Raw genomic sequence first — 9,791 nt, 5'->3', positions numbered from 1 at the left:
GCGCGGCTGGCCTGCTGGACCTGTCCGCAGCCTTGGTCGACTCGACCCACCTGCGTGCCCTCAAAGGGGGGACCACACCGGACCCAGCCCGGTCGACCGCCGCAAGCTTGGCTCGAAGCACCACCTGATCACCGACGCCCACGGCACCCCGCTCGCCGTCACACTCACCGGCGGCCATCGTAACGACGTCACCCAGCTGATCCCGCTGCTTGACGCCATCCCACCGATCCGCGGCGTCGTCGGCAAGCCACTGCAGCGGCCTCGCCGGCTCTACGCCGACCGCGGCTACGACCACGACAAGTACCGCCGCCTGGTCCGCGCCCGCGGCATCACCCCGCTCATCGCCCGCCGCGGCACCGAACACGGCTCCGGCCTCGGCAAAGTCCGCTGGCCAGTCGAACGCACCTTCGCCTGGCTCAAAAACTTCCGACGACTACGCATCCGCACCGAACGACGAGCCAACGTCCACCAAGCCATCCTCAGCCTGGCCTGCTCCGTAATCTGCCTCCGCAAACTCATTCTGAACTGAGTCCTAAGGGTCACCCGGTCCGCGAGAAGACCGAACTGTTCGGCAAGGGCGACCGGTACAAGGTCCGCTACTACGATCCCGAGGGCAACGAGCGGAGTAAGTCCTTCCCGGACAAGCAACTCACGAAGGCCAAGACCTTCCTGACCAAGATGCAACACGACGTGCTCGCCGGTGAGTACATCTCGGCCGAGTCCGGCGAAGAGAAGTTCCGCGACTACACGGCCCAGTGGCGCAAGGGCCAGTCCGCCGACGCGGGGACCCGGCAGACCGTGAGCAACCACCTCAAGACCGGGATCTTCCCGTTCCTCGGGGACAAGCCGCTCAAGGTGGCCGCGAAGACCGACACCATTCGTGACTGGCTCGATTGGTTGGAACGGCCGAAGAGCGAAGGCGGTCGCGGCCTGATGGCGTCCACTCGCGCGGTGCTCTTCGACACCGTGTCCGCCATCCTCCAGGCCGCCTACGACGACAAGAAGATTCGGGCGAACCCGTGCCGGGCGAAGAGCGTCAAGCGGCCCAAGCCTGTCCAGCGGAAGGTCATCCCGTGGCCGGACAGTCGAGTCCGCGCGGTCCGGCTCGCCCTGCCCGCCGAGTACACCGTCACGGTGCCGCTCGGGGCTGGCCTCGGGCTTCGGCAGATGGAGATCTTCGGGTTCAGCCCGGACGACGTCGACCGGGACGAGATGATCGTCAACGTTCAGCGTCAGATCCGGTGGATCGGCACTCAGCCGGTGTTCTCACCGCCCAAGGGCGGCAAGACCCGTGTGGTGCCGCTCGGGCAAGGCGTGCTCGATGACATCGACGACTACATGGCCACCTTCGAGCCCGTCACGCTGACACTCCCTTGGCTCGAACCGGGTGGCCGGCCGGAGACCGTGCGCGTGTTGATCGGCCGAGTTATCAAGCGCAGCGCCTACGCGGGGCAGCCGATCGGGAACGTGATCAAGGGGTCGAACTTCGCGTACCACGCCTGGCGGCCGGCCTTCGCGAGTGCGGGACTCGACTACGTCGAACGCCGGGACGGGATGCACGCCATGAGGCATTTCTTCGCCTCGACGATGCTTGCCAACGGCGTGTCGATCAAGGAAGTCGCCGAGTACCTAGGACACCACGACCCCGGTTACACGCTCCGGATCTACACCCACCTCGTCCCGTCGAGCCACAAGCGGGCTCGCGCGGCCACCAACCGCGTGTTCAAGCCCCGCCGGCCGCCGCAGACGGCCCAGGATTCCGAGACGGCCTGACGACGGCCTGGCGGAACCAAACGCAACAAACCAGCAGGTCAGAGGCGTATCGGTTTCTTGTTCATGAACTCCTCAATCCCCAAAGCCCCCAGCTCCCGTCCCATCCCCGACCGCTTGATGCCCCCAAAAGGCAGATCCGCCTCCGACCCACCCGACTTGTTCACATAAACCATCCCCGCCTCGATCCCCCGCGCCACCCGAGCCGCCCGGGCACGATCGGTCCCGAACACACTCGCCCCCAGTCCGAACGGTGTGTCGTTCGCCAGCGCCACCGCCTGCTCCTCGCTCTCCGCGCGGAACACCAGCGCCACCGGGCCGAAGATCTCTTCGTGGTACGCCGCCATCTCCGGTGTCACGTCCGTCAAAACCGTTGCCTCCACGTACGCTCCCGGGCCCGGTATGCGGTGGCCGCCCGCGCGTAACGTCGCTCCCGCCGTGATTGCCGCCTGGATCTGGGCCGCCACCTCGTCCGCTGCCGCTTTCGAGGCCAACGGGGGCAGCGTTGTCGATGGGTCTGCCGGGTCTCCTGGGACGTAGTACTCCGTCACGCGTTTGGCGAACCGGTCGGTGAACTCCTCGTACAGCTCCGCCAGCACGATGATGCGCTTGGGCGCGTTGCACGACTGGCCGCAGTTGCGCATCCGGGCCGTTGCCGTTGTCCGGACCGTTTCGTCCAGGTCGTCCGTGTCCAGCACGATCAGCGGGTCCGAGCCGCCCAGTTCCAGGACGCACCTCTTGAGGTTGCGGCCCGCCTCCGCCGCCACCGCGATGCCCGCCTGCTCGCTGCCCGTCAGCGACACCCCCGCCAGGCGCGGGTCCGCCAGCATCCACGGGACCTGCCGGCTCGACGCGAACACGTTCACGTACGCGTCCGCGGGCACGCCTGCGTCCCGCAGCACGCTCTCGATCGCCGACGCCGAACGGGGGCAGATCGATGCGTGCTTGAGCAGGATCGTGTTGCCCAGCACCAGGTTCGGTGCCACGAAGCGGGCCACCTGGTAGCACGGGAAGTTCCACGGCATGACCCCCAGCAGCGCCCCGATCGGCTCCTTCGTCAGCACCGCTTCGCCGCCGCGGATCGGCAGGGGCTCGTCCGCCAGCAGGTCCGGGCCGCGCTCGCCGTAGTACCGGAAGATGTCGACGACGACGCCGACTTCGCCGCGGCCCTCGTTGATGCGCTTGCCCATCTCCAGCGTCATGATCGCGGCCAGCTCGCCGGCGCGCTCCGCGAACAGCTCCGCCGCCCGCAGCACCACCGCGGCGCGCTCGGCGACCGGGCGGGCGCGCCAGGCCAGGAAGCCGCGGTGCACGCGGTCGATCGCGGCGCGGACCTCCTCGTCGGCCGCGTTCGGGATCTCGTCCACCAGCTCGCCCGTCGCCGGGTTGGTGACTGTGTACAAGACGGCCTCCTTAGCCAGGCTACTGGATACTGTATACACTATCTGGGCAATGATCGGCACCCGCGCGGCGGTACCCCTCCCCGCTTGATCGACTATCGTTCCCCCATGACGCTGGAACTCACCGGCGGACCCGATTTCGCCATCACAGCACCGAAAAACACGCGCTGGAGCCGGCGGTACGCCGACGGCGCGGTCACCTTCGGCAGCCCTGCGCGGACGCCCGAACGCATGCCGCGGGTGTGGAGCGGCCGTGGTCTGGGCCTGCCGGAAGCCGAACTGGCGGAGTTCGCCGGGCAGCTGCGCCGCGTCATGAAGCACGACGAGTACTGGGCGGCGCGGGCCCGCAACGCGGGCGACGCGACGGTCTGGACGCCTGGCCGCTACGACGACGAAGACGGCTTCGTGTACTTCGCCGGCCCGTGCACGCACGGCGACCCCTGGCCCGGCTACCGCCCGGCCCGGGCCTTCACCGTCGCGCTCCCCCACGTCCGCGGCCTGCGGATCCGGGTGGCCGCGTACCTGGCCGGATGAGAGCCGCGAGCGCGGGCGCCGTCGCCGCCGTGGTGAGCGGTATACCGTCGACTGTCCACGCGCTCGTCACCGGTGGTGACGTCCTGGCCGTCACCCGCGCGGCCGGCACCCTTATGCCAGGCAAACGCGACCGGCCCGGCGTCGCCGCCGGGCTGGTCGCGCACGTCTTCGTCTCCGCCGGATGGACCGGCGTGCTCGCCGCGGTTTCGCGCCGCCACCGGCTGGGCGCCGGCGGCGGCGCGGTCGCCGGACTCGTCATCGCGGCGCTGGACCTCGGGATCGCGGCCCGCGGCTACCCCGCCGTGCGGGCGTTGCCACGCGGGCCGCAGATCCTGGACCACCTGGTGTTCGGCGCCGTCACCGGCGCGCTGCTCGACCGTCCACAACGGACGGATCAGGGCACGACCTCGACGACGTCACCCGGGTGCAGCGAGTTGTAGAACGTCACCGCGTCGGCGTGCGAAAGGTGCACGCACCCGTGGGACTTGACCTTAAGGCTGCCCTGGTGGAACGCGACCCCGGTGGTGGTGAAGAACACCGAGTACGGCATCGGACCGTTGAACTGCTTGCTGTAGTGGTCGATGTCCTTGTACTGCACGTGGAACTTCCCCAGCGGGGTCGGGTACTTAGGCAGCCCCACCGTGATCGGGACGCCGCCGTGGGTGACGTTCCCGGCGCCGTCGGTCAGCCACGCGGTATTCGAACTGCGCTGGACGCAGGCCTTCGCTTCGGCACTGCACGGCGTCGACGCCGCTTCGGCCGTTCCCGCGAACGCCACGGTCCCCGCCATCGCGGCGACCCCGCCCAGTAGTGCGATCATCCTCCGGTTCATCGTGCGCCTCCCGTTGTCGTTCGGCTACACAAAGAGAGTGCCCAGCCGGGCGATCTTCGAACCCGCGGAACACGGAGAATCCGCAAATCAGTTCTGCGGCTGCGAAAGCCCGAGGAATTCCGCCTGTTCCCGGTCGTAGCGGCGGGTCAGGCCGGTGCCGTAGCGGTCCCACCAGTTCTGCGTGTGGCCACCCTGGGTGGTCGTGGTCGCGCCGTAGATCTGGCGGTCGTACTCGACGCGCGCGTCGCGGAACTCCTGCTGGAACTGCTCCGGCGTCAGGCCCTGGACGTGCTGGATGGTCGCGTCGCCGAGGGTGCGCGAGCTGCGCACGATGTCCTCGCCCGCCATGTGGTTGAGGATGGCCCGGACGCCGCCGGCGCCGCGCATGTGCGCGCCGGACATGATCGCGGCCTGGGTGCCGGGATCGGTGAAGTTGAGCGCGCCTGCCGTGCGCGCGTTCGCGGTCATCAGGTCGGCGACGACGGCGCGTTCTTCGGCGCTGCCGATCCCGTACTGCTCGCGCGCGGCGATGATCCGGTCGTAGCCGTTGTGCATGTTCTGCCGGAAGCCGTAGGCCTCGGGCACTCCGCCCTGCTCCCCCGTCGCGCCTTCGGACCGCATGATCGAGTCGACGACCCGGGGGTCGAGCTGCTGCGGCACGGCGGCGGCCGCAGCGGCGCCGCCGCCACCGCCCTGCCCGCCGCCGTAGGCCTGGGCGACGTCGGAGTCGGCGGCGCGGTAGCCGTCCGCGGCGGTCTGGACGTTCTGGTTCACGTTCGTCAGCAGGCTGAACAGCTTCTGGAGCGCGCTGCCGAGCGTCGAGTGCAACGCCGTGTTCGCGGCGGCGACCCCGCTGCCGATCCCGGCGAAGGACAGCGCGTCCAGCACCAGGCCTTCCAGATCGCGGGTCGCCGAAAGGAAGGACGAACCGACGTCTTCGACCGCCCTGACAACCGCCCCCATTTCCGCGGTTTCGGCGCGGTAAGCCCCGGCACTCATGGTCTGCTCCCTCCGGACACCGGCTGTGCGCGTCGAGAATTCCCCACCGCGCCCGCCCGGCCCACGGCCGAATTACCCACTGGTCGCGGCCGGAGTGCCCACAACGGCGCTAAGGTCGGGAGATGAGCAACCCGCACGACGACCAGAACGTGGTCGAGGGCGAGATCGTCGACGACACCCCCACCGCGGCGATCGCGATCCCGGCGCCGCCGCTGCCGGATCCGGACTACAGCGAGGGCGGGGTGCCCAGCTTCGACTTCGTCCGGGACAAGATCGAGAACCGGTACACCACGTCGCTCGGTGCCGCCGACGTCGCCGGCCTCGGCACGGAGAACACGGCCGAAGCCCTCGACAAGCAGATCGCGGACCGCGACCAGGCGGCCAAGGACCGGCTGGCCGAGATCCGCCGCTCGATGCGCGGCGAGTGACCGCGCACCGGCTTCACGTCTGGCGCGCGGACCCGCACTCCGGTGCGCCGCTGCCCCGGAGGAAGTGCGCGGCCGCGTAGCCCGTGCTGCCGCCCGCCGTGCCACGCAGCCAGCGGTCGTCGCCCGAGGCGGGCGTTCCGTGCATCCAGCACTCGGCCGCGAACGTGGCGCCCTCCTTGGCCCAGCCGACCCGGCGGCACGTCGACGCCGCACAGGACCGGATGTTCAGGCCGCTGCCCGTGCCGGTCACGACGTACGGCGTGGGCGCGGTTCGCGCCAGCAGGTCGCTGCCGCCGGCGGCGGGATTCGGCGCCGGGGTGGCGGGCGAGCCGGCCGGGCCCGACGTCAGCCCGCCGACCAGCAGGAACACCAGGAAACCAGCGACGGCAGCGCCGGCCAGCACCCGGACGAGCACACCGAATTTCAATACGACGAACATGGCCTGGCCCCTTCCCCTCGGCGCCGTCCGCTCCCCTGCAAGTCTGTGCCTGGGCGGAGCAGCTTTGCAATTCCCACGGCGAAATCCCAGGGCGGGACTACCTGTTCGGCCTAGCTGTCCGTCAGAGGGATGCCCACCGGTGGAAACCCACCCCGGGGGCGTCCCACGTCAACCCGGCGGGAGGGGGTATCGTCCGCGGCGCGGTGGGAAACCCACGACCGGGCTTCCCATCCTGAACGGCCCACCACCAGAACGAAGGTCCCCCGCATGGCCGCCACGCAAGGCCCGATCGTGCCGCGCCGCAGGATCGCGGACACGCTCAAAGGGCTGCGCGACGAATCCGGCCGCACCCTCGACGAGGTGGCCGAGGCGCTGCTGATCTCGACGTCGAAGCTCTCCCGGCTCGAGAACGCGCAGGGCAGCCCGCAGGCCAGGGACGTCCGCGACCTGATCCGCTTCTACGGGATCGAGAACACCCAGCTGGCCGACCGGCTGATGCGCTGGGTGAAGGCGTCCGGGCGCCAGGGCTGGTGGACCGACTACTCGCAGACCACGGCGACCCCCGGGCTCGACGCGCACCTCGCGTACGAGACCGAAGCGACGGTGGCCCGGATCTACACGATCCCGCTGCTGCCGGTGCTGCTGCAGACCCCCGACTACGCCCGCGCCCAGTACTCCACCCACGAGCACTGGTGGTCGGCCGAGGAGGTCGACCGGCTCGTCGACCTGCGCGAGCGGCGCAAGCACGCCCTCGCCGAGCGCGACGGCATGGACCCGCTGAAGCTGGTCGCGGTCACCCACGAATCCGCGCTGCGGCAGTTCGTCGGCTCCCGCGAGATCATGCACGCCCAGCTCGACCACCTCGTGGAACGCTCGACCGCGCCGAACATCGAACTGCGCGTCTTCCCCTTCTCGCAGCCGCCGCTGTTCTCCATGAGCTGCATGTACGCCTACTTCGAGTTCGAAGACGAACTCGACCGCGACATCGTGCACATCGAGACCCACGCGGGGTTCCGGCACATCGAGACCGCCGAGACGGTCGCCTACTACCGCGGCTACCACGACGCCCTGGTCGCCGCCTCCCTCGAGCCCGACGAAAGCCGCGCCCTGATCCGCGAGATCCAAGCCGAACAGTTCGGCTGACCCTTTCCCTTCACGTTGGGACGAACGCATGGCTTTCGACCTTCCCGGTTCCGCCGGTGAAGACCTCCGCCTGGCCCGCAAGCAGCTCGACACCGGCGGCTACCTCGTCGTGTCGGACGACGAGCTGGGCCTGCCGGGCGCGCGCCTGCGCGAGCACCTGCTGCGCACGTACTTCACGCCGGACGTCCTCCGCTGCTACCCCGGCGACATCCCCGCCGACCGGGAGCGCGCGCGGGACGTCGTCGAGTACGCGTGGGACGGCGATGTCCCGGCGCTGAGCGAGCACGCCGAGATCGCCATCGAGGACCGCGGCGGGCGCCCCGGACGCCGTGAGTACGCGCGCACGCCCGTGGCGGGCGACCCGCTGTTCGCAGCGTGGATCCGCGCCGTGCTGGGCCTGCTGCCGGAACACCGGCGGCGGCCGCGGGGCACCTTCGGCGTCAACATCTTCCGGACGTTCACCAACGTCGTGACCCGCCCGCACGCCGACGGCGAGGAGTTCGTCTTCGTCTACGTCGTGGACCGCGACGGCACCGGCGCCGAGACGTCCCTGTACCGGCCCGAAGACCCGGAAACCCCGGTCCACACGCAGCGGCTCGAGCCCGGGCAGCTCATCGTGTTCGAGGACGCCCGGTTCCTGCACACCGCCAGCCCGCTGGTCGCCCCGGCCGGCCGGCGGGCCCGCCGCGACGCGCTCGTGTGCACTGTGGACTACCCGCAGACCTACGGCCTCAGCTGAAGATCGCCGCCGGATCGCCGGTGTACCAGGCGTTTTCGATGACGACGCGGCGCATCACCCAGCGGTCGCCGTCACGGACGAGGCCGACGTCGTAGCGGTTCTTCAGCAGCGCGTGCGTGCCGTGGCCGGGACTGAGCAGGTGCTGGGCCTCGACCAGCGCGGTGAGGCGGGCGGTGTCGCCGTCGATCGTGACGCGGGGGTTGGTCACCTGGTGGGTCGTGTCGACGCGGCCGGTGAACAGCGCCAGGATCGTGTCCACGATCGCGTCCCGGCCGGTCATCAGCGGCGGGTGGGCGCCCCACCGCGCCGCCGCGGGCCGGAAGTCCAGCTCGGCGTCGGCGGCGAACGACGACGCGAACAGCTCGCGGTCCTTCAGGTCCTGGCCGAGGCCGAAGCGGTACAGCGCGTCGACGATCTCGATGTGGTCGCGCGAGGTTCCTTCGTCGGTCATGTGCTCCAGCCTGCTGAGACCCGCGAAGCCGATCAACGCGATTCTGTGCCACGATCGTCAAGCAGGAGTTCACGATCGGGGCGGGCGCATGCCGGAATCGCGGGAGCTCGAGTCGTTCCTGGCGCTGGCCGAGGAGCTGCACTTCGGGCGCACGGCCGAGCGGCTGCGCGTGTCCACCGCGCAGGTCAGCCAGACGATCCGCAAGCTGGAACGGCGGATCGGCGTGCCCCTGTTCACCCGGACCAGCCGCCGCGTCGAGCTGACGCCGGTGGGGCGGCAGCTGCGCGACGACCTGCGGCCGGCCTGGTCGGCGGTCACGGCGGCGGTGGCCAAGGCGGTCGACGCCGGCCGCGGGGTGACCGGGACGCTGCGCGTGGCGTTCGGCGACGCGGCGGGCGGGCAGCTGCTGGCCGGCGTGGCCGAGCGGTTCCGGCGGCGGGCACCCGGCTGCGAGGTCGAGTTCCGGGAGGCGCGCCCGGCCGAGGTGCTGCCCTGGCTGCGCGAGGGCGAGGTGGACGTCGTGCTCGCCGGGCTGCCGCTCGACGGCCGGGACCTGGTCACCGGCCCGGTGCTGGTGCGGGAGCTGCGCTTCCTCGCCGTCGCGGCCGGGCACCCGTTCGCCCGGTGGGACGCGGTGCCGGTCGCGGACCTGGCCCGGGTCACGGTGCTGCGCTGCGCCCTGCCGGACCCGTGGCTCGACGAGCACGCCCCGGACGCGGACCTGCGGCCGCGAGCCGGCCTGCAGGAGCTGCTCACCCTGGCCGGCGCGGGCGCTGGTGTGCTGCCGGTCGGCGCCCACATCCGGCGCTACTACCCGCGGCCGGACGTGGCGTACGTGCCGATGGCCGACGCGCCCCGGCTCGAGTGGGGGCTCGTGTGGCCGGCCGGAACGGCCTCGGCGCGGGTGCGCGCGTTCGCCGACGCCGCGGCCGAGCTGGTGCGCGAGCCCGTCTGAGCGGCGTCGGCAGCTACGACCGCGCGGCTTGGCCGAGCATGGTCGACGCTGCGCCTTCGCCGCGGCTGAGCTGGGCGCGCCCGGCATGGCCGACACCATGA

The 9,791-nt window shown here is 70.8% G+C and carries 12 protein-coding genes and 1 pseudogene; 8 read left to right on the top strand and 5 right to left on the bottom strand.

Annotation, left to right across the window (positions count from 1 at the left end; all coding sequences use genetic code 11):
• Together AB0M93_RS45640 and AB0M93_RS45635 are read left to right on the top strand one after the other, a co-directional pair.
• A pseudogene (locus tag AB0M93_RS45640) lies at window positions 1-529 on the top strand (IS5 family transposase); the annotation flags it as partial.
• A gap of 149 nt (window positions 530-678) precedes the next feature.
• The gene (locus AB0M93_RS45635) at window positions 679-1,773 is read left to right on the top strand and encodes a tyrosine-type recombinase/integrase (protein ID WP_364286692.1); all 1,095 of its coding nucleotides are present in this window, start codon (window positions 679-681) and stop codon (window positions 1,771-1,773) included.
• A 38-nt stretch (window positions 1,774-1,811) separates the two neighbouring features.
• Here AB0M93_RS45635 and AB0M93_RS45630 read toward each other — a convergent pair whose 3' ends face one another.
• Complete coding sequence (locus AB0M93_RS45630; protein WP_364286689.1) at window positions 1,812-3,173, bottom strand: NAD-dependent succinate-semialdehyde dehydrogenase; 1,362 nt, start codon at window positions 3,171-3,173, stop codon at window positions 1,812-1,814.
• Window positions 3,174-3,278: 105 nt separating this feature from the next.
• On the opposite strand from AB0M93_RS45630, the gene AB0M93_RS45625 reads away from it, so the two are divergent.
• Window positions 3,279-3,704, top strand: a complete 426-nt coding sequence (locus AB0M93_RS45625; RefSeq protein WP_364286686.1) for a hypothetical protein — start codon at window positions 3,279-3,281, stop codon at window positions 3,702-3,704.
• Window positions 3,701-4,144: a hypothetical protein gene (locus AB0M93_RS45620; RefSeq protein WP_364286683.1), complete on the top strand. Its 444-nt coding sequence runs from the start codon at window positions 3,701-3,703 to the stop codon at window positions 4,142-4,144. The genes AB0M93_RS45625 and AB0M93_RS45620 overlap by 4 nt, the downstream gene beginning before the upstream one ends.
• Here the strand turns inward: AB0M93_RS45620 and AB0M93_RS45615 are convergent.
• Both AB0M93_RS45615 and AB0M93_RS45610 read right to left on the bottom strand, forming a co-directional pair.
• Window positions 4,099-4,536 carry a L,D-transpeptidase gene (locus tag AB0M93_RS45615; protein WP_364286680.1) on the bottom strand — a complete coding sequence of 146 codons (438 nt, stop codon included), beginning with the start codon at window positions 4,534-4,536 and terminating at the stop codon, window positions 4,099-4,101. The two genes, AB0M93_RS45620 and AB0M93_RS45615, sit on opposite strands and share 46 nt — an antisense overlap.
• 87 nt (window positions 4,537-4,623) lie before the next feature.
• Window positions 4,624-5,535 carry a hypothetical protein gene (locus AB0M93_RS45610; protein ID WP_364286677.1) on the bottom strand — a complete coding sequence of 304 codons (912 nt, stop codon included), beginning with the start codon at window positions 5,533-5,535 and terminating at the stop codon, window positions 4,624-4,626.
• A 122-nt stretch (window positions 5,536-5,657) separates the two neighbouring features.
• On the opposite strand from AB0M93_RS45610, the gene AB0M93_RS45605 reads away from it, so the two are divergent.
• Window positions 5,658-5,963, top strand: a complete 306-nt coding sequence (locus AB0M93_RS45605; protein ID WP_364286674.1) for a hypothetical protein — start codon at window positions 5,658-5,660, stop codon at window positions 5,961-5,963.
• A 13-nt stretch (window positions 5,964-5,976) separates the two neighbouring features.
• On the opposite strand, the gene AB0M93_RS45600 is transcribed toward AB0M93_RS45605, so the two are convergent.
• Window positions 5,977-6,402: a hypothetical protein gene (locus tag AB0M93_RS45600; RefSeq protein ID WP_364286671.1), complete on the bottom strand. Its 426-nt coding sequence runs from the start codon at window positions 6,400-6,402 to the stop codon at window positions 5,977-5,979.
• Window positions 6,403-6,669: 267 nt separating this feature from the next.
• On the opposite strand from AB0M93_RS45600, the gene AB0M93_RS45595 reads away from it, so the two are divergent.
• Both AB0M93_RS45595 and AB0M93_RS45590 read left to right on the top strand, forming a co-directional pair.
• Window positions 6,670-7,545, top strand: coding sequence for a helix-turn-helix transcriptional regulator (locus tag AB0M93_RS45595; protein ID WP_364286668.1), 876 nt, complete (start codon window positions 6,670-6,672; stop codon window positions 7,543-7,545).
• 28 nt (window positions 7,546-7,573) lie between these two features.
• Window positions 7,574-8,284 carry a 2OG-Fe dioxygenase family protein gene (locus AB0M93_RS45590; RefSeq protein ID WP_364286665.1) on the top strand — a complete coding sequence of 237 codons (711 nt, stop codon included), beginning with the start codon at window positions 7,574-7,576 and terminating at the stop codon, window positions 8,282-8,284.
• Here the strand turns inward: AB0M93_RS45590 and AB0M93_RS45585 are convergent.
• On the bottom strand, window positions 8,277-8,735 hold the full coding sequence (locus AB0M93_RS45585; RefSeq protein WP_364286662.1) for a nuclear transport factor 2 family protein: 459 nt from the start codon (window positions 8,733-8,735) through the stop codon (window positions 8,277-8,279). The genes AB0M93_RS45590 and AB0M93_RS45585 overlap by 8 nt on opposite strands.
• Window positions 8,736-8,823: 88 nt before the next feature.
• Between AB0M93_RS45585 and AB0M93_RS45580 the strand changes: the two genes are divergently transcribed.
• A complete protein-coding gene (locus AB0M93_RS45580) occupies window positions 8,824-9,690 on the top strand; it encodes a LysR family transcriptional regulator (RefSeq protein WP_364286659.1) in 867 nt (288 codons plus the stop codon).
• Window positions 9,691-9,791: the final 101 nt, after the last annotated feature.

Source organism: Amycolatopsis sp. NPDC051102, from assembly GCF_040682815.1.
In the GTDB taxonomy this organism is placed as follows: Bacteria; Actinomycetota; Actinomycetes; order Mycobacteriales; family Pseudonocardiaceae; genus Amycolatopsis.
Note: the sequence above shows the minus strand (reverse complement) of the source record. Positions and strands in the feature narration are given on the sequence as shown.

Coding starts and splice junctions, on each gene's coding strand:
- AB0M93_RS45625 (WP_364286686.1), top strand. CDS start 3,279: ATGACGCTGGAACTCACCGGCGGACCCGATTTCGCCATCACAGCACCG.
- AB0M93_RS45620 (WP_364286683.1), top strand. CDS start 3,701: ATGAGAGCCGCGAGCGCGGGCGCCGTCGCCGCCGTGGTGAGCGGTATA.
- AB0M93_RS45590 (WP_364286665.1), top strand. CDS start 7,574: ATGGCTTTCGACCTTCCCGGTTCCGCCGGTGAAGACCTCCGCCTGGCC.
- AB0M93_RS45610 (WP_364286677.1), bottom strand. CDS start 5,535: ATGAGTGCCGGGGCTTACCGCGCCGAAACCGCGGAAATGGGGGCGGTT.
- AB0M93_RS45580 (WP_364286659.1), top strand. CDS start 8,824: ATGCCGGAATCGCGGGAGCTCGAGTCGTTCCTGGCGCTGGCCGAGGAG.
- AB0M93_RS45605 (WP_364286674.1), top strand. CDS start 5,658: ATGAGCAACCCGCACGACGACCAGAACGTGGTCGAGGGCGAGATCGTC.
- AB0M93_RS45600 (WP_364286671.1), bottom strand. CDS start 6,402: ATGTTCGTCGTATTGAAATTCGGTGTGCTCGTCCGGGTGCTGGCCGGC.
- AB0M93_RS45595 (WP_364286668.1), top strand. CDS start 6,670: ATGGCCGCCACGCAAGGCCCGATCGTGCCGCGCCGCAGGATCGCGGAC.
- AB0M93_RS45615 (WP_364286680.1), bottom strand. CDS start 4,536: ATGAACCGGAGGATGATCGCACTACTGGGCGGGGTCGCCGCGATGGCG.
- AB0M93_RS45635 (WP_364286692.1), top strand. CDS start 679: ATGCAACACGACGTGCTCGCCGGTGAGTACATCTCGGCCGAGTCCGGC.
- AB0M93_RS45585 (WP_364286662.1), bottom strand. CDS start 8,735: ATGACCGACGAAGGAACCTCGCGCGACCACATCGAGATCGTCGACGCG.